We start from the raw sequence: 16,651 nt of genomic DNA on the forward strand, positions 1-16,651 counted from the left end.
CTGCATTTTAAGCAAGTACCCGGCCTGAAGAGGTTTCGGTAGGGTAGCCCCGACCGATACGCGTGAGGTCGTCATGCCTCGAGGTCGTCCGTGGGGAGCCACACGCGCATCGTCGACGGGCCGCGGTTGCCCCACGAGGCGTACGGCACGAGCGGGACGCTGCCGAGGCACAGGGCGGTGGCCTCGACACGGCCGTAGGGCCAGCCGCTGTCGGGCGTCTGGCTGCGGGACAGCTCGACCCGTGCGCCGGTCGACGTCGTGACCGGGTCGACGGAGGTGTCCACGAGCACGTCGTTGACGCTGCCGGAGGGCAGGTCGACCGACTCGAGCGCCAGCACGAGCGGTCCGCGCTGGACGGCGACCTGACCACGGACGGCGTCGATGCGCGGGTCCGGGGCGACCCACTCGGCCGTGGTGGGCAGCTCGAGCACGACGACGTCGCCCGCCGAGAAGGGGCGGCGGACGACGACCGTCGAGCCCTGCGCCTGCCGGACCTCCCCGTCCGGCAGGGCCACCGTGACCGGCGAGCCGTCGGCCCACGAGGGGACACGGAGCGTGAGCTCCACCTCGCGGTCGACGTCGCCGCGCCACGTCACCTCGACGCGCCCGTCGAGGGGGTATCCGCTCGCGACCGACAGCGCCAGCGGCGTGCCGTCGTCGAGCACGGTGTCGACGTCGTAGCTGCCGTACTGGTGCAGCTGCACCCCGTCGGAGGTGCGGGTCGCGAAGTACTGCTCGACGCTGGCCAGGGTGCGGGCCACGTTCGTGGGGCAGCACGACACCTCGAACCACGGCGCGCGCAGGCTGGACAGGGCGCGGGCGTTCAGCTCGTCCTCGTCGGGCTCGGTGCCGAGCGTCCTCTGGTGGAGCGTGTTCGTGTAGAAGAACGCGCGACCGTCCTCGCGAGGCGAGGCGAGCACGACGTTGAGCAGGGTGCGCTCGATCAGGTCGGCGTACCGGGGATCGCCCTCCACGAGCAGCAGCCGCCACGAGAGCATCGTCGAGGCGATGCCCGCGCAGGTCTCGGAGTACGCGCGGTCCGGCGGCAGCTCGTCGTCGGCGCCGAAGGCCTCGTCCTGGTGGTGGGAGCCCATGCCGCCCGTGACGTACGTGCGATGGGCGACCGTCGCCTCCCACTGTCGTCGGACGGCAGCGGCGAGCTCGTCGTCGCGCGTCTCGACGGCGACGTCGAGGGCTCCCGCAGCGAGGTAGAGGGCACGGACGGCGTGTCCGCGCAGCACGTCGGCGTCGCGCACCGGCAGGTCGTCCTGGAAGTACTCGGAGCCGTACTCGATCTGGCCGAGCAGCCCGTGCCCTCGCCGGTCGACGAAGAGGCGGGCGAGCTCGATCCAACGGGGCTCGTCCACGGCGCGGCCGAGCTCGGCGAGCGCGACCTCGATCTCGGGGTGCCCGCAGATCGCGACGCGCCCCCCGGGGCCGAAGACCGTCCAGAGGTGCTCGGCGAGACGGCGACCGACCTCGACCAGACGGGGCGAGGAGGCGGTGCGCTCGGCAGCGACGACGGCCTGCAGCAGGTGGCCCATCGAGTACAGCTCGTGGCCCCACTCGAGGTCGCTCCACCTCGGTCGCTGCCAGGCACGGCCGAAGCTCGTGTGCAGGTAGCCGTCGGCCTCCTGGGCCGCGGCGACGCGGTCGACGAGGGAGTCGTAGCGGGCCTGCAGGGCGGGGTCGTGCTCGCGGCCGAGCTCCCAGGCCATGCCCTCGAGGAGCTTGTAGACCTCGGAGTCGACGAACTCGATGCCGGAGTGCTCCCAGGGGGTGCCCGGGTCGTCGAGGCCGGCGGCAGCGCGGTCGAAGTTGGCCGTCCAGCCGATGCGCTCCATCCAGTCCTCGCAGTGCCTCAGCACGACGTCGGCGTTCAGGGCCTGCTTCTCGGCCCAGAAGCCGTCGGTGAACCGGATCTCGGTCGCGTCGAGCGGCGTGAGGACGGAACGGGACGGATCGACCGGGCCGGAGAAGGGGCGGCTGTCGCCGAGGTCGGTGCGGGAGGCGCTGGTGCGCGGAGAGGTGGTGGTCACGATGTGCTCCAAGAAGAGAGGGGAAGCAGGAGGAGGTGGTGCCGAGGTCGACGCGCGGGTCAGTCCTTGACGGCGCCGGCCGTGACGCCGGCGGCGACGTAGCGCTGGGCGACGACGAGCAGCACCGTGGCGGGGATCGACGCGACGACGGCGGTCGCCATGATCGAGTTCCACTCCTGGTTGTTGTTGCCGATGTACCGGTAGATGCCGAGGGTGATGGTCTGGGCGTCGCCGCCGCTGTTGAGGGTCGACGAGAACACGAAGTCGGACCACGCCCAGAGGAACGCGAACAGCCCTACGGTCACGGCGGAGTTGCGGCTCACCGGCAGCACCACCGACCGGAAGGTGCGCCAGGCGCCGGCACCGTCGAGCTTCGCGGCGCTCATCAGCTCGTCGGGGATGCCCCGCATGAACGCGGTGAAGATCAGCACGCCGAAGGGCACAGCCAGGGTCGAGTCGGCGATGACGAGGCCCCACCAGTGGTTCAGGATGCCGAGGTTGAGGTAGATCGCGTAGAAGCCCATGGCCATGATCACCTGGGGGATCATCTGCGCGACGATCATCACGAAGCTCAGCGCGCCTCCTCCGACGGGTCGCAGCTTGGCCAGCGAGTACGCGGCCGGCGCGGCCAGGGCGATAGTGACGACGACCGTGCCGAGGCCGACCAGCAGGCTCGTGCCGAGGAAGGGCAGCTGCTCGCTCACGACGGCCCGGTAGCCGTCGAGCGTGGGTGACGAGGGGAACCACGACGGCGGGCTCTGCCGCATCTGGGCGGTCGGGGTCAGGGAGACGTTGATCATCCAGTAGATCGGGAACAGCATGATCGCGGTGAGCGCGACCCCGAACACCGTGGTGGCGAGGCTGCGGCGGCCGGCACGACTCGAGGAGGCGCGGCGGGCGGCCGACGTCGGGGCGGCGGCGGGCCTGATGGTGGCGCTCACGACTGGTCTTGCTTCCTCTGCACGCGCAGGTAGACGAACCCGCAGACGAGCGCCATGACGATCAGCAGGTTGCCGACCGCGGCAGCGGGTCCGAAGGAGGGGAGGGTCGAGCCGAAGCCGAGCTGGTACGACCAGATGGCGAACGTGGTCGAGGCGTCGCCGGGCCCGCCCCGCGTCATGATCCAGATGATGTCGAAGACCTTCAGCGTGTAGACGAGGCCGAGCAGGATCGTGATCGCCGAGACCGGGCGCAGCAGCGGGAACGTGATGCGCCAGAAGACCTGCCAGGCGTTCGCGCCGTCGAGCGCCGCTGCCTCGTAGAGGTCTCCGGAGATGTTCTGCAGCCCGCTGTAGAGGATCACCAAGTTGAACGGGATGCCGATCCAGATGTTGGCGATGATCACGCTGGTCAGCGCCCACTGCGGGGACGTGAGCCAGTTGATCTGCTCGCCGCCGAGGGTGCGGATGACGGAGTTGACGACGCCGCTCTCGCTGTTGAGCATCCACGACCAGGTCGAGGCGCTGACGATCAGCGGGAGCAGCCACGGCACGAGGAACAGGGCCCGGAGCGTCGACGACAGCGGGAACTTCTGGAAGAAGAACACCGCGAGGGCCATGCCGATCGTGAACTGGAACGCGATGGAGATGCCCGTGAACAGCAGGGTGTTCACCAGCGCCGGCCCGAAGGTCGGGCTGGAGAAGACGTCCGCGAAGTTCTCGAGCCCGATGAAGGGAGCGGTGCCGTCGATGAACGACCGGACCGAGTAGTCGTGCGTCGAGAGGTCGACGTTGCGGACGAGCGGCCAGACGTAGAAGACGGCGAGGTAGGCGACGACCGGGGCGAGGAACGCCCAGGCGGTGAGCTGGGAGGCGCCGGGTCGGCGCCGACGGCGGGCCACGCCCCCGGGGAGGCCGGCCTGGTGCAGGGCCGGCCTCCCCTCTGACGGTGCCTCGCGACGTTCGATCGTGTCGGTGCTCACGGTGCGCCTCGGCTACTTCGTGGCGGACGCGGCGGCCTGCTGCGCCTCCTGCAGGGCGGCCTCAGGGGCGGACGACCCGCTGAGGCTGTTCTGGACGGCCTTCCAGAGCTGCTCCGAGATCTTCGGGTAGTCGGTGCCGAGGTCGTCGCTGGTGCGGCCCTTGGCATCGGCGACCGCGGTGACCCACGGCTCGAGGTCGGGGTCGGCGGCGACCTGCTCTGCCTGGGCGTCCTTCGTCGGGGCGACGTAGGACAGCGTCGTGTCGGTCGCGACGAGGTTCTCGGTGCTCGTCAGGCACGACTGGATCTTCTCGCTGGCCTCGTAGCGGGCGTCGTCGCTCTGCACCGGGACGGTCAGGAACTCGCCGCCGGTGGGCGCAGGGGCCGCGCCGCCGTCCTTGGCGGGGATCGAGATGATGCCGTAGTCGATGCCCGACTCCTTGACGCCGGCGAGCTGCCAGGTGCCGTTCTCGCCGAAGGCGTACTCGCCGGTCAGGAACTCCTGCCAGCTCGTCGTCTGCGTGTTGTTGATCACCGAGTTGGGGGCGTAGCCCTTCTCGACCCAGTCGGTCCACAGGGCCAGGGCGGAGACGGCGTCGTCGGAGTCGAGCTCGGTGAGGTCGGCACCTGAGCCCCAGTACCAGGGCAGGAACTGGAAGCTGCCCTCCTCGGTGCCGATGCCGGAGAAGGTGATGCCCTTGCCGCCGGAGGCAGAGACCGCCTCGAGGGCGGAGGTGAGGCTGTCCCAGTCGGTGACCGACGCGGGGTCGACGCCTGCCGCGTCCAGGACGGCCTTGTTGTAGTAGAGCGCGAGGGTGTTCGCGCCGATGGGGACGCCGTAGGTCTTCCCGTCGAGCTGGCCCGCGGCCAGGATGTTCGCCTCGATGTCGGAGGTGTCGGCCCCGGTCTCGTCGGTGTCCGTGAGCAGGCCCGCCTCGGCCAGGGTCGAGACGACCGGGTTGTCGACGAGCAGCAGGTCGGGGGAGTTGCCCTGCTGGCCGGCGAGCAGCGCCTTGCTGGTCAGGTCGGAGGTGTCGTACCCGGTGCGCTCGACGGTGACGCCGGCGTCGGTGCCGCACTTCTCGACGAGCTTCGCCCAGTCGCTCGAGTCGTCGAACTGGGGGTACGGGTCCCAGAACGTGTAGGTGCCCGAGGCGGCGTCGGACGAGCCGCCGCCCGCGCCGCCGGCGCAGCCGGTGAGCGCCAGGGACGCGGCGGCGAGGCCGACGACGGCCACGGCGGTGCGCTTGCTGCGGATGAAGGAGATCACAGGAGGTTCCTCTCTGAACTGCCGCGGATGCTCCGTCGGAGGGCCCGGCAGGTGCAGCACAGGGCGCTCATCGTCGAGAGCAATGAGACCGAAACTGGTTTCGGGAGTGAAGTTACACGGGCAATGGTTGCCCGTCAATGAGTTTGTGAACTATTTTCGGTACATGACCAATGCAGGAGGCGGCAAGGCGGCGACGACGCCCGTCACGCTGGCCGACGTGGCCAGGGCCGCCGGGGTCTCGGTCGCCACGGCCTCCAAGGCCCTGAACGGCCGGGCCCAGGTGCGGGAGTCGACCCGCGTCAAGGTGCAGGAGGCTGCCGCGGCGCTCTCCTTCACGCCCAACTTCTTCGCGCAGGCGCTGAACTCGGCCAGGACCGGCACGATCGGGATGGTCACGAGCGACCTCGACAACCGTTTCGTGCTGCCCGTCCTGCTCGGCGCCGAGGACGCCTTCGGCTCGGGCTCGTTGTCGGTGCTCCTGGCCGACGCCCGGGACGACGCGCTCCGCGAGCAGCTGCACCTGCAGACGCTGCTGACGCGTCGGGTCGACGGGCTGCTCATCGTGGGGCGCACGACGAACCCGCGCCCGCCGGTCCCGTTGCTCGCGGACGTCCCCGTCGTCTACGTCTACGCCCCCTCCAGCGACCCGGCCGACGCCTCCTTCACCCCCGACAACGTCCAGGCCGGACGCCTGGCCGCCGAGCACCTGATCGAGAAGGGGCGGACGCGCATCGCCCTGGTCAACGGAGAGGCGTCCTACGCCGCGGCGCGCGATCGTGCGACCGGCGTCCAGCAGGCCCTGACGGCGGCAGGGCTCGAACTGGTCGGCGGGACCTCCCTCTTCGGGCAGTGGGGCGAGGGATGGGGGCGTGACTGCGCCCGCCTCCTGGTCCGGGGCAGCGAGTCGGTGGACGCCATCATCGGCGGCAGCGACCACATCGCCCGTGGCGTCATCGACACGCTCCGGGACGAGGGGGTCGGCGTCCCCGACGACATCTCCGTGGTCGGCTTCGACAACTGGGACCTGCTCGTCCGCGACTCGCGACCACCGCTCACGAGCGTGGACATGTCGCTCGAGCAGCTCGGACGCGCCGCCGCACAGCACCTCGTCGACGCCATCGGCGGAGCGCCCTCCCCGGGCATCGTGGCCGGCGCCGTGAAGCTCGTCGTCCGGGGTTCCGCCTAGGCGCCTGGCCCGTCGTCCGAGCCCGCGGCGGAACGCGCAGACTGGGGCGGTCCTCCTCGAAGAAAGAAGACCCCCTCATGTCAGCGTTGACAGTCCTGTTCATCGGCGGCACCGGCATCATCAGCTCGGCGGCCGCGGCCCGAGCCGTCGAGCTCGGCCACGACCTCACCGTCCTCAACCGCGGGGCGTCGTCGACCCGGCCCACACCTCCTGGGGTCGAGGTGCTGACGGGGGACGTGTCCGACCCGGCGTCGATCCGCCGGGCCCTCGGCGACCGGTCGTTCGACGTCGTCGTCGACTTCGTCGCGTTCACCCCCGACCAGGTCCAGGCCGACATCGACCTCTTCACCGGTCGGGCCGGCCAGTACGTCTTCATCAGCTCGGCGTCGGCGTACCAGAAGCCCGTCGCCGCCCTGCCGATCCGCGAGTCCTCGCCGCTCCGCAACCCGTTCTGGCAGTACTCGCGCGACAAGATCGCCTGCGAGGACCTCCTCGTCGGCGCCTACCGGGAGAGCGGCTTCCCGGTCACGATCGTCCGCCCCTCGCACACCTACGACCGCACCACGATCCCGGTCACCGGCGGCTGGACCGTCGTCGACCGGATGCGGCGCGGCCTCGAGGTGGTCGTCCCCGGCGACGGGACCTCCCTCTGGACACTCACCCACCACGCCGACTTCGCCCGGGCCTTCGTCGGGCTGCTCGGCCTGCCGGCCGCCGTCGGCGACGTCTTCCACATCACCTCGGACGAGGCACTGCCGTGGGACCAGATCTACACGACCCTCGCGGCCGCGGCGGGCGTCGACGAGCCGGCGCTGGTGCACGTGGCGAGCGAGAGCGTGGCCGTCGTCGAGCCCGAGTGGGGCCCGGGGCTCCTGGGCGACAAGGCGCACTCCGTCGTCTTCGACAACGCGAAGGTCAAGGCGTTCGTGCCCGGCTGGCAGGCGACGACGTCGTGGGCCACGGGTGCTCGGGAGATCGTCGAGTGGTACGACGCCGAGGCCTCCCGTCGCGAGGTCGACCCGGCGACGGAGACGGCGTTCGAGCGCCTCCTCGCCGGCGCCCGCGCCTTCGGGGCCTGACCGAGACGGCGATGTCCCCTCGTGTTCCGAGCATCACGTCGAGTCATGGTCGGACGTGACGCTCGGAACGTGATGTGACACGACCCCGGGTCGTCCTCCCGGGGGACCGCGTCCCGGTACCGGGGGACGACTCGGACCCTCCCCTGGGGCCATGTGCCGACGGTCTCGAGCCCGGTACTTTCTGGGCATGGGAAACGTGCTGCCGGGAGTGTTCGCGTTCGGGATCGGCTCTGTGCTGGCGATCGGCGCCCTGGTGCCGTGGACGGCGGCCGAGTACCGCCGGCACGGGCAGCTCGGCGTCCGACGCAGCCTCGTCGCCTTCGGCACCTTGGTCTACGCCCTCGCGCTCGTCACCTACACGCTGCTTCCCCTGCCTGCCGACGTCGCGACCATGTGCGCCGCCCCCGCCCCGGCGCAGCTGACCCCGTTCGCGTTCGTCGGCGACATCGTCAAGGAGGGCGGCATCTCCGGGCCGCGCTCGCTGCTGACGAACCCGGCCGTCGCGCAGGTCCTCTTCAACGTGCTGCTGTTCGTCCCGCTCGGAGCCCTCGCCCGGCATGCCGTCGCCCGGAGGCGGCTCCTCGGCGGCCTCCTGGTCGGCCTCGGCACCGGGTTCGTCGTCTCGCTGCTCATCGAGCTGACGCAGCTCACCGGCGACTGGTTCCTCTACCCCTGCGCGTACCGGCTGTTCGACGTCGACGACCTGATGGCGAACACCGCCGGCGCCGTTGTCGGCACCCTGCTGGCACCGCTGGTCGGGCTGCTGGCCGGCTCGGGCGACCCCGTCGACGCCGACCGGCCCCGGCCCGTGACCGCCGCCCGCCGGTTCTCCGGCATGCTCTCCGACGTCCTGGCCATCTGGCTCCTCTCCGGCGTGCTCAGCGTCGGCACGACGCTCGCCTGGGCCCTCGCCGACCGCGACGACGACGACCCGCTGCTGGCGACGCTCGTCACGACCGGCGCGCTCGTGGCACCGGCGGTGCAGCTGGTCATCGTCCTGGCCTCCGGGCGCACCCTCGGGGAGCACGTCGTCCGCCTCCGGCCGGCACCTCGTCCCGGGGCGGGCGGGCGCCTGCTGCGCTGGGCGCTCGGCTCCGGCGGGTGGACGACCCTTCTCGCCCTCGACGTCCCGCTGTTGGCCTTCGTCGCCTCCCTGCTGGCGATCGCGTCCGTCATCGCGGTGTGGTCGACCCGAGGGAGGCGCGGCCTGGCTCTCGCAGTCCTGCGGGTGGACGTCGAGGACGACCGGACTGCACGGGAAGGGTCTGCGGCACAGCGCGGTGCATGAGCCGTCGTCGCGACACGGACGTCGTGCCGTCGGGACGACGAGGCTGGACGGCGCGGGTCAGCAGCAGTCGCAGGCCTCGACCTGGCGCTCGCCCGTGAGGGCTGACACGGGCGTCTTGCAGGAGTCGCCGCGCCAGGCCTGGAGCCCCTCGCGCACGGCGAACACGACGATGACGAGGCCGGCCACGGGGTCGGCCCAGATCCAGCCGAACGCGAGGTTGAGCACGAGGCCGACGAGGACGGCCGCCGACAGGTACGAGCAGATCAGCGTCTGCTTCGAGTCCGCCACGGCCGACGCCGAGCCCAGCTCGGTGCCGGTGCGGCGCTCGACGAGGCTGAGGAACGGCATGATCGCCAGGCTCACCGCGGCGAGCACGATGCCCAAGGGGGAGTGGTCGGGCTCGCGGATCCCGGTGAGGGCGAGCACCGCGTCGACGGACACGTAGGCGGCCAGGCCGAAGAACGACACGGCGACGACGCGCAGCGCGACCCGTTCCCGCTTCTCGGGGTCGGGGGCCGCGAACTGCCACGCGATCGCGGCGGCCGACAGCACCTCCACGATCGAGTCCAGGCCGAACCCGATCAGCGCCGTCGAGGAGGCGACGGTGCCGGCGGCGATCGCGACGATCGCCTCGATCACGTTGTACGTGATCGTGACGGCGACGATGATCCGGATCCGGCGCTGCAGCACGAGCCGACGGGCCGACCCGAGGAGGCGCGGCGCGGCCGTCGCGGTCATGCGCCGGTCCCGCAGCAGAACGGGACGTCGCAGGCGTCGTCGGTGCAGGGCTCGCCGTCGTCGACGGCGAGGACGACGTCGACCAGGGCGGTCAGCGCTCGCGTGAGGTGGGCGTCGGCGATCTCGTACCTCGTCGAGCGCCCCTCGGGCACGGCGACGACGATGCCGCAGCCCCGCAGGCAGGAGAGGTGGTTCGACACGTTCGAGCGCGTGAGGCCGAGCTGCTCGGCCAGGGCGCCGGGATAGCCGGGCTGCTCGAGCAGGTGCAGCAGGATGCGGGACCGGGAGGGATCGGCCATGGCGCGCCCCAGGCGGTTCATGACGTCGACGCGCGACGGGATGGTCAGCATGTGCTGACCATACAGCAGCGGCTGACCAATGAGGCGGTCCGGGGTGTGGACCGGGAACCGCCTCACTTGCTCTCGACGTGGCCGATCGGGTCGGCGGCGTCGTGGAAGGCGGAGCGGGCAGATGCCCAGCTGCCGTCGTCGACGTTCAGCGCGGTGCGGAGCCATGCGGTGGTCAGCCGCTGGACGACGGCGACCCGCTGGGGGCTCTCGTCGGTCGTCTCGGCGACCTCGTAGCCGACGATCCCGCCCAGGGAGTGCTCGGCGCCGTGCAGGGTGAGCAGGTCGGTGGCCCCGGGGCTGTGCGTGTAGGCGTCGATGAACCAGTCGGGGCCGCGGCGGGACATCCTCGACTGGTCGTGGTCGCCGGCGACCACGAGCGTCGGCGTCGCCAGCTCGGCGAAGGAGGGGCGCATGAACGGGAAGTTCGCCTGGGCGAACGGAGCCAGGTCGTCACCGGCGAGACCGGTCGCGGCGAGCAGGACGCCCGCCGTGACGCGAGCGTCGGACCTGTCTCGGCCGACGCCTCCTTCGTCGTCCAGGATCCGTGCGCCCAGCAGCGACTGCGCCGTCTGGCCGCCCCAGGAGTGACCGGCCACAGCGATGTGGCTGCGGTCGACGCGGCCGGCGAGGCCCGGGACGGCGGCCTCGACGGTGTCGAGCTGGTCGAGCACGCGCGTCAGGTCCGAGATCCGCTCGGTCCAGATGTCGGGGAAGACGGGGTGGTCGGGGCCGAACCCGTTCCGGCGGGAGTCCAGGTGCGTGGGCTGGACGACGACGAAGCCGTGCGACGCCCAGAACGCCGTCAGCGGTGCGTAGCCGTCGAGGTCCCAGCCGTTGCCGTGCGAGAACACGACGACGGGCAGGTCCGTCCCGGTGGCGGGCGCCGACACGCGCACCTCGAGCGGGACGGGGCGGCCCGGGGCGGCCAGCCTCACGGGGGCGACGGACACGACGGGGCTCGGAGTCCCGATGACACTGTCTAGCGGAGTGGTGGCGGTTGAGGGCATGGTGCTTCCTTCCTGAGGGTGTGCTCTGCGAGACTGACTATCGGAGCAACGCTCCGCAACGTTACGGAACGTTGTTCCGTTAAGCAAGCACCAGATCGAGACCTCGACGGAGGCGACATGACCGATCCGCAGGACGACGACCGATCCGCTGCGCGGACCAGGCCCCCAGGCCGTCCGCGACAGGACCCGCAGGCCTTGCTCGCCGCCGCCGCCGCGGTGTTCGTGGAGTCGGGCGTCGACGCGCCTGTACGGGAGATCGCCGCCCGCGCCGGCGTCGGGGTGGGCACCGTCTACCGCCACTTCCCGACCCGTCCGGCGCTGGTCGTCGCCGTCTACCGGCACCAGGTCGAGGCGTGTGCGGAGGCCGGCCCGCGCCTCCTCGCCGAGCGCTCGTCCCCTGAGGAGGCGCTGCGGGAGTGGATCGCGCTGTTCGTGGACTTCCTCGTCACGAAGCACGGCCTGCCCGGTGCGCTCCGGGGCGACGACGCGGGGTCGGACGCGCTGCACGCCTACTTCGTCGGCCGCCTCGTCCCGGTGTGCGCCTCCTTGCTGGAGGCGGCTCGCCTGGATCGCGGGCTCGCCGGCGGCGACGCGCCCCTGGACGGGTACAGCCTCCTCAGGGGCGTCGGCAACCTCTGCATCGGGGCTGCGACCGACCCCGACTACGACGCCGACCGGCTCGTGCAGGCCCTCGTGACCGGCGCGCTCGGCGGGATGCCCGCGGGCCCCTAGGGGAGCCCGGCCTGAGCTATCGCCGGTAGGCGCTGCCGTCGCAGGTGTGCACGGTCGTGTCGTCCGAGAGGGCTGTGAGGTTGTACTTCGCGCAGTCGACGAAGGTGCCGATGCTGATCCTGCGGGCCGAGCGCTGCAGCTCGCCCCGGGACGGGCCGTCGGAGCCGATCCCGGCACGGTGGACCGTCCAGGCGATGTCCCGCGTCTCCTCGTCCAGGTACCGCATCACCGCCTCGTTGTCCTCGTGCTGTCCGATGTAGCCGCGCGCGATCGTGCTCCGCACCAGCCGGAGGGCAGGGGCGAGCGGCTTGCCGGGCGCGGCGCTCAGCCCGCCGGCCTGGTAGAGGAGGCGCTCCGTGCCCGTGCGACGCATGGCCGGCACGAGCGCCTGGACGAGGGGCGTGTTCACCGGGCGCTCGCGCTGGGCTGCCGCGTCGCCGAGCATCATCACGACCGCGTCGGTGCCGTCGAGCAGCGCGTCGAGGTCGAGGTCGTCGGTGACGGAGCCCTGGACGACCTCGAGGCGGTCGTCGTCGAGGGTGAGCTTCGAGGGCGTCCGCGCCAGGACGCGGACGCGGTGTCCGTCGCCGAGGGCGAGGCGGGTGAAGTGCTGGCCGGTCTGGCCCGTGCCGCCGAACACGAGGAGGGATCGCTGAGTCGTCATGCGGCCAATCTAGTCACTGACTAGAAAATAGGCAATGACTAGTGCGGGTCTATGCTGGGCCGATGACGCAGCGGCCCTTCCACCACGGGAACCTGCGGGCCGTGCTGCTCGACGAGGCGACCACGGTCCTCCGGGAGTCGGGCGTCGACGGGCTGTCGCTCCGTGACCTGGCGCGCCGGGCCGGCGTCAGCCACGGTGCCCCCCGGAGCCACTTCGTCGATCGTCAGGCGCTGCTCGACGCCCTCGCGGAGTTCGGCTTCGAGCGGCTGACGGCCGAGGTGCGCCGGGTGCTGGAGGCCGGCGGCGACCTGCCCGTCCGGTTCCGGCGCGTGGCGCGGGCCTACGTGGACTTCGCCATCGACGACGCCGCGCTGATGGAGCTCATGTTCCAGGCCAAGGTGACCCAGCGGGCCGGTCGGCTGCACGAGGCGGCGGGCGTCCTCTTCTCCGTGCTCGACGGTGCGCTGGGGCCCGCCGCGGACGAGTCCTCCGACGCCGACGCTCGCGACGTCTTCAAGATGCTCTTCGCGGCGACCATGCAGGGGATCGCGGCGCTCGTCTCGTCCGGCCGCATCGCCCGGGCGCAGGCCGACCGTCTCGTCGACGCGGCCGTCGACACGATGCTCGAGTCGTCCCTCCGGGAGCGGGCCACCGAGGCGCCCTGAGCGGATCGGCGCCGGGCTGGTCGGGCCGCCTCAGCGAACGAGGTGCGAGTAGTCGGGCAGGTCGATCGCATCGGCCGGGGGAGAGAAGAGCGTGCCGCCGACCGCGCTGAACGCCCGGCTGGCGCCGATCCTCGCGGCGGTGTTCAGCACGGCGATCCCGGCACGGGTCCTCGGGTTCGCGAGGCGGGGGGCCCCGGGCGGGAGCTGCTGGGCCTGCGCGACGTAGGGGCGCATGATCCGCTCGTAGCCGCGGAACGCGTCGCGGTGGTCGACATGGGCGGCGATCTCCCCGGCGAGGACGTAGGCGCCGACGAGGGCGAGGCTCGTGCCCATGCCGCTGATCGGTGACGCACACCAGGCCGCGTCGCCGAGCAGGGCCACGCGTCCCGTGGTCCAGGCGGGCGCGTGCACCTGACCGATGTGCTCGAAGTAGAGGTCGCCCTCCTGCTCGAGCCCGTCGAGGATGCGCCGCGCCTCCCAGCCGGCGTCGGCGAACTTCTCGCGGAGCAGGTCCTTCTGTTCGTCCGGGCTGAGGCCAGCGTGAGCGCCCGGCGTCGACAGGAACGACATCGTGGCCCGGATCGTGCCCTTGGTGTCGGGTCGCAGGGTCATCGTGCGCCCGCCGGGCGCGTTGTGCCAGCGCGCCCAGTCGCTGTCGCGCTCCGTCCGCGGAATCGTCAGGTACGAGGTGTCCAGGCCCAGCGGTCGGATGGTCGGGGCGCTGCCGAACACGAGTCGACGGGTGCGCGAGTTCATCCCGTCCGCGATCACGACGAGGTCGACGTCGCGGTCGCCTCCGTGCTCGAACGACACCCGGACGTGGTCGGGCTGGTCGTCGATCGCGGCGATGCTGTCGCCGAAGACGTACTCGACCGCACCCGCAGTCCCAGAGCCGACCGAGGCGTCGACGAGCAGGCGGGCGAGGTCGCCTCGCAGGATCTCCAGCTCGGCCGTCGCGCCGCCCGTGTCGGAGGTGCTGGCCGGGAACTGCGCGACGGTGCTGCCGTCCGACCGGACGAACTCCGTGCCGAGCTCGCCGGTCGTGGCGTCACGGATGCCGTCCTCGACTCCCATGCGACGGGCCACCGTGCGGCCTGCGCCGCGGACGTCGATGTTCTGCCCTCCGTCGCGGAGCTCGGGCGCACGCTCGACGACGGTGACCTGCCACCCGTAGGCGGCGAGCCAGTACGCGAGAGCCGGCCCGGCGATGCTGGCGCCGGAGACGAGGGCGGTCTTGGCAGGGATCATGGTCGTTCCGCTCATTGGTAATCAATAAGATTGGCAAGATAGAGTATTACCATGGTGGGCATGGACGTCAAGCCGGACCTGCCCTCGACCCCGCCGAGCCGGAACGAGCGCACCGACCGCGCCGAGCGCACCGCCGCCCGCCGTGACGGGAGCGACGGCGCAGGCGGCGACCTCCGCGCGCAGGTGCAGCAGATCGCGATCAGGCAGCAGCGCTTCGAGCAGCACCTCGCCGCCGAGCTCGACGTGGACCGTGCGGGCCTGGAGGCGATGGACCACCTGATGACGACGGGGCCGACGACCCCGACCGAGCTCGCGCGCCGCCTCGGCATCTCCACCGCCGCGACGACCCTGGTGCTCAACCGGCTCGAGGCCGCCGGGCACCTGCGGCGCGACCCGCACCCGACCGACCGGCGCAAGCTGGTCGTCACGGCCTCCGAGGAGTCGTCCGACCGCGCCTGGGGCCACGTCGCGCCCCTGATCGACAGCGTGGAGGCGCTGATCGAGTCCCTGGGGGAGTCCCAGCGCGCAGTCGTCGAGGACTTCGTCCGGGGCCTGCTCGCCGCCTACGACGACGCGACGCCGGCACGCTCCTCGGGCTGAGGCTCGCGGGAGGCGGTGGCGCCGGCGCCCCGCCCGCGGGGTGTCCCGAGCGACGAGCGCGCCGAGCAGCTCGGCGACGTCGGCGAGCCCGAGCCCGGCCGCCGTCGCCGCGTCCGGGAACCCCTCGAGGCGCGCGATCGTCAGATGCCCGTGGCGATGCTCCCGGGGCGCAGTCGGGGCCTGCATCTCGAGATCCGACTGGCGTAGATCCGATAGGATATGCGATAGTTGCCGAAGCGGGTGGTCTGCACCCGGGTGGAACCGATCACTGGAGATCAAGACGATGAAGTCACGTACCCCCCTCGTCGCCGGCCTGGCCGCGGCGTCCCTGCTCTGCCTGACTGCCTGCGGCTCCGCCGCCGGCGCAGGATCCTCCGACGGCGCCCCCACGGGCAACGTCACCATGCTCGTGCCGATGGGCGCCGGCGGCGGCAGCGGCCTGTCCGGGCGGGCCATCGCCTCCGGCCTCGAGGGCGGCACCGGCCTGAACGTGAGCGTCGAGAACCGCGAGGGCGGCTCCGGCGCCATCGGCTACTCGTACTTCCTCGGCCAGGAGGGCAGGAACGACCTGCTCCTCGCCGCGGAGACCGCGATGCTCGCCTTGCCGGTCACCCAGGACGTGCAGTTCACGTACGAGGACTTCACGCCGATCATGAAGGTCGGCGACGACTTCACGCTCATCGTCGTGCCTGCCGACAGCGACTACGACACCTGCACCGACGTCGTCGACGCCGCCGGCGACGAGCGCGTCGTCGCCGCCGTCTCCGGCTCGACCTCGCTCGACGAGATCGTCTTCACGCTCATCGAGCAGGAGGAGGGCGTCGAGTTCGACCGCGTCCCGTTCGAGTCGGGCAGCGAGGTGCTCACGGGCCTCCTCGGCGGCCAGGTCGACGTCGCGTCGCTCAACCCGGCCGAGGTCATCGCCCAGCTCGAGGCCGGCGACCTCAAGGCGCTCTGCGCCGTCGCGGAGGAGCGCTACGAGTACGACGAGCTGGCCGACATCCCCACGGCCGGCGAGCAGGGCATCGACGTCTCGTTCGCGCAGTTCCGCGGCTTCATCGCCCCGGGCGGGATCAGCGAGGAGGCCGAGCAGTTCTGGATCGACGCCGGCCAGGCCTACGCCGACAGCGACGCCTACACGGAGTACGTCGAGAGCAACTACCTCCAGCCCAACGCCCAGTACGGCGACGAGTTCACCACGTACCTCGGCGAGAACACCGCCGACCTCGAGAAGGTGTTCGGCGAGTGACCGCGGCGCAGCGCGGCGGGATCGCCGCCAGCGCCGTCCTCGCGGCCGTGGGCGTCGCGGCCCTCCTCGGGGGCCTCGGCTACGGCGTGACCGTCGAGGGCGGCGAGATCGGCCCGGGGTTCCTGCCCGCGATGGCGGGCGGCCTGGTCGCGGTCTTCGCGGTCCTCGACCTGGTGGGGCGCCTCCGTCGCCGGTCCGACCGGCCGACGCAGGCCGAGCTCATCCTCGACACGGCGTCCCGTCCTGAGGACGGGGTCGTCCTCGGGGACCCGCGCGACCCGGGCGCCCCCTCGACGAGCACCCAGTCGATCCACTCCCCGCTCGTGGCCGACGACGACGCCGACGGCGTCGACATCCTCGGCCGCACGCAACGTCAGCGGAACCGGATGCTCGCCGTCGTGCTCGGGCTCGTGGTCGTGACGCTCGTCATGGTGCAGGTCGTCGGGTTCCTGCTCGCCTTCGTGCTGCTGCTCTTCGTGGTCGCCGTCTTCGTGGAGCGCCGCCGCGTGCTCCCCTCCGCCCTCGTGGCGCTCGCCGCCGGCGCGGTCACCTACGCCGTCTTCGTCGCCCTCCTCAGCGTGCCCCTGCCCCAGGGCCTGCTGGGCCTCATCTAGGG

General features: G+C 71.8%; 17 protein-coding genes. 8 read left to right on the forward strand and 9 right to left on the reverse strand.

Annotated features, from left to right (window positions below; all coding sequences use genetic code 11):
* Nucleotides 1-71 precede the first annotated feature (71 nt).
* The 4 genes from IFT90_RS12840 to IFT90_RS12855 form a co-directional block, all read right to left on the reverse strand.
* Nucleotides 72-2,039 carry a beta-L-arabinofuranosidase domain-containing protein gene (locus IFT90_RS12840; RefSeq protein ID WP_192042625.1) on the reverse strand — a complete coding sequence of 656 codons (1,968 nt, stop codon included), beginning with the start codon at nucleotides 2,037-2,039 and terminating at the stop codon, nucleotides 72-74.
* A 59-nt stretch (nucleotides 2,040-2,098) separates the two neighbouring features.
* Entirely contained in the window at nucleotides 2,099-2,860 is a 762-nt protein-coding gene (locus tag IFT90_RS12845) for a carbohydrate ABC transporter permease (protein WP_192042741.1), read from the reverse strand.
* Nucleotides 2,861-2,976: 116 nt separating this feature from the next.
* Entirely contained in the window at nucleotides 2,977-3,960 is a 984-nt protein-coding gene (locus tag IFT90_RS12850; RefSeq protein WP_371812311.1) for a carbohydrate ABC transporter permease, read from the reverse strand.
* Nucleotides 3,961-3,972: 12 nt separating this feature from the next.
* The gene (locus IFT90_RS12855; protein WP_192042626.1) at nucleotides 3,973-5,229 is read right to left on the reverse strand and encodes an extracellular solute-binding protein; all 1,257 of its coding nucleotides are present in this window, start codon (nucleotides 5,227-5,229) and stop codon (nucleotides 3,973-3,975) included.
* Between the two features lie 163 nt (nucleotides 5,230-5,392).
* Here IFT90_RS12855 and IFT90_RS12860 point away from each other — a divergent pair, with 163 nt between their 5' ends.
* From IFT90_RS12860 to IFT90_RS12870, 3 genes are all read left to right on the forward strand, one after another.
* Complete coding sequence (locus IFT90_RS12860; protein WP_192042627.1) at nucleotides 5,393-6,415, forward strand: LacI family DNA-binding transcriptional regulator; 1,023 nt, start codon at nucleotides 5,393-5,395, stop codon at nucleotides 6,413-6,415.
* Nucleotides 6,416-6,492: 77 nt separating this feature from the next.
* Complete coding sequence (locus IFT90_RS12865) at nucleotides 6,493-7,494, forward strand: NAD-dependent epimerase/dehydratase family protein (protein ID WP_192042628.1); 1,002 nt, start codon at nucleotides 6,493-6,495, stop codon at nucleotides 7,492-7,494.
* A gap of 187 nt (nucleotides 7,495-7,681) precedes the next feature.
* Complete coding sequence (locus tag IFT90_RS12870; RefSeq protein WP_192042629.1) at nucleotides 7,682-8,782, forward strand: VanZ family protein; 1,101 nt, start codon at nucleotides 7,682-7,684, stop codon at nucleotides 8,780-8,782.
* Nucleotides 8,783-8,839: 57 nt separating this feature from the next.
* On the opposite strand, the gene IFT90_RS12875 is transcribed toward IFT90_RS12870, so the two are convergent.
* The 3 genes from IFT90_RS12875 to IFT90_RS12885 form a co-directional block, all read right to left on the reverse strand.
* Nucleotides 8,840-9,520: a cation diffusion facilitator family transporter gene (locus IFT90_RS12875; protein ID WP_192042630.1), complete on the reverse strand. Its 681-nt coding sequence runs from the start codon at nucleotides 9,518-9,520 to the stop codon at nucleotides 8,840-8,842.
* Entirely contained in the window at nucleotides 9,517-9,870 is a 354-nt protein-coding gene (locus tag IFT90_RS12880) for a helix-turn-helix transcriptional regulator (protein ID WP_192042631.1), read from the reverse strand. The genes IFT90_RS12875 and IFT90_RS12880 overlap by 4 nt, the downstream gene beginning before the upstream one ends.
* A gap of 62 nt (nucleotides 9,871-9,932) precedes the next feature.
* A complete protein-coding gene (locus IFT90_RS12885; protein WP_213016757.1) occupies nucleotides 9,933-10,820 on the reverse strand; it encodes a chlorophyllase in 888 nt (295 codons plus the stop codon).
* A gap of 174 nt (nucleotides 10,821-10,994) precedes the next feature.
* On the opposite strand from IFT90_RS12885, the gene IFT90_RS12890 reads away from it, so the two are divergent.
* Nucleotides 10,995-11,609 (forward strand): TetR/AcrR family transcriptional regulator, encoded by a 615-nt coding sequence (locus tag IFT90_RS12890; RefSeq protein ID WP_192042633.1) that lies wholly within the window; start codon nucleotides 10,995-10,997, stop codon nucleotides 11,607-11,609.
* Nucleotides 11,610-11,625: 16 nt separating this feature from the next.
* On the opposite strand, the gene IFT90_RS12895 is transcribed toward IFT90_RS12890, so the two are convergent.
* Entirely contained in the window at nucleotides 11,626-12,273 is a 648-nt protein-coding gene (locus tag IFT90_RS12895) for an NAD(P)-dependent oxidoreductase (protein ID WP_192042634.1), read from the reverse strand.
* A gap of 62 nt (nucleotides 12,274-12,335) precedes the next feature.
* Here IFT90_RS12895 and IFT90_RS12900 point away from each other — a divergent pair, with 62 nt between their 5' ends.
* Nucleotides 12,336-12,938, forward strand: a complete 603-nt coding sequence (locus tag IFT90_RS12900) for a TetR/AcrR family transcriptional regulator (protein WP_192042635.1) — start codon at nucleotides 12,336-12,338, stop codon at nucleotides 12,936-12,938.
* Between the two features lie 30 nt (nucleotides 12,939-12,968).
* On the opposite strand, the gene IFT90_RS12905 is transcribed toward IFT90_RS12900, so the two are convergent.
* The gene (locus tag IFT90_RS12905) at nucleotides 12,969-14,201 is read right to left on the reverse strand and encodes an FAD-dependent monooxygenase (protein ID WP_244644966.1); all 1,233 of its coding nucleotides are present in this window, start codon (nucleotides 14,199-14,201) and stop codon (nucleotides 12,969-12,971) included.
* Between the two features lie 45 nt (nucleotides 14,202-14,246).
* Between IFT90_RS12905 and IFT90_RS12910 the strand changes: the two genes are divergently transcribed.
* From IFT90_RS12910 to IFT90_RS12920, 3 genes are all read left to right on the forward strand, one after another.
* Complete coding sequence (locus IFT90_RS12910; RefSeq protein ID WP_192042636.1) at nucleotides 14,247-14,786, forward strand: MarR family winged helix-turn-helix transcriptional regulator; 540 nt, start codon at nucleotides 14,247-14,249, stop codon at nucleotides 14,784-14,786.
* 283 nt (nucleotides 14,787-15,069) lie between these two features.
* Nucleotides 15,070-16,035: a tripartite tricarboxylate transporter substrate binding protein gene (locus IFT90_RS12915; protein ID WP_192042637.1), complete on the forward strand. Its 966-nt coding sequence runs from the start codon at nucleotides 15,070-15,072 to the stop codon at nucleotides 16,033-16,035.
* The gene (locus IFT90_RS12920; RefSeq protein ID WP_192042638.1) at nucleotides 16,032-16,649 is read left to right on the forward strand and encodes a tripartite tricarboxylate transporter TctB family protein; all 618 of its coding nucleotides are present in this window, start codon (nucleotides 16,032-16,034) and stop codon (nucleotides 16,647-16,649) included. The genes IFT90_RS12915 and IFT90_RS12920 overlap by 4 nt, the downstream gene beginning before the upstream one ends.
* Nucleotides 16,650-16,651: the final 2 nt, after the last annotated feature.

The organism is Frigoribacterium sp. CFBP 8766, from assembly GCF_014841435.1.
Taxonomy (GTDB): Bacteria; Actinomycetota; Actinomycetes; order Actinomycetales; family Microbacteriaceae; genus Frigoribacterium.

Bases quoted from the DNA above. Each gene is read 5' to 3' on its own strand.
- IFT90_RS12845 (WP_192042741.1), bottom strand. From the start codon at position 2,860: ATGCTGTTCCCGATCTACTGGATGATCAACGTCTCCCTGACCCCGACC.
- IFT90_RS12860 (WP_192042627.1), top strand. From the start codon at position 5,393: ATGACCAATGCAGGAGGCGGCAAGGCGGCGACGACGCCCGTCACGCTG.
- IFT90_RS12865 (WP_192042628.1), top strand. From the start codon at position 6,493: ATGTCAGCGTTGACAGTCCTGTTCATCGGCGGCACCGGCATCATCAGC.
- IFT90_RS12870 (WP_192042629.1), top strand. From the start codon at position 7,682: ATGGGAAACGTGCTGCCGGGAGTGTTCGCGTTCGGGATCGGCTCTGTG.
- IFT90_RS12875 (WP_192042630.1), bottom strand. From the start codon at position 9,520: ATGACCGCGACGGCCGCGCCGCGCCTCCTCGGGTCGGCCCGTCGGCTC.
- IFT90_RS12880 (WP_192042631.1), bottom strand. From the start codon at position 9,870: ATGCTGACCATCCCGTCGCGCGTCGACGTCATGAACCGCCTGGGGCGC.
- IFT90_RS12890 (WP_192042633.1), top strand. From the start codon at position 10,995: ATGACCGATCCGCAGGACGACGACCGATCCGCTGCGCGGACCAGGCCC.
- IFT90_RS12895 (WP_192042634.1), bottom strand. From the start codon at position 12,273: ATGACGACTCAGCGATCCCTCCTCGTGTTCGGCGGCACGGGCCAGACC.
- IFT90_RS12900 (WP_192042635.1), top strand. From the start codon at position 12,336: ATGACGCAGCGGCCCTTCCACCACGGGAACCTGCGGGCCGTGCTGCTC.
- IFT90_RS12905 (WP_244644966.1), bottom strand. From the start codon at position 14,201: ATGAGCGGAACGACCATGATCCCTGCCAAGACCGCCCTCGTCTCCGGC.
- IFT90_RS12910 (WP_192042636.1), top strand. From the start codon at position 14,247: ATGGACGTCAAGCCGGACCTGCCCTCGACCCCGCCGAGCCGGAACGAG.
- IFT90_RS12915 (WP_192042637.1), top strand. From the start codon at position 15,070: ATGAAGTCACGTACCCCCCTCGTCGCCGGCCTGGCCGCGGCGTCCCTG.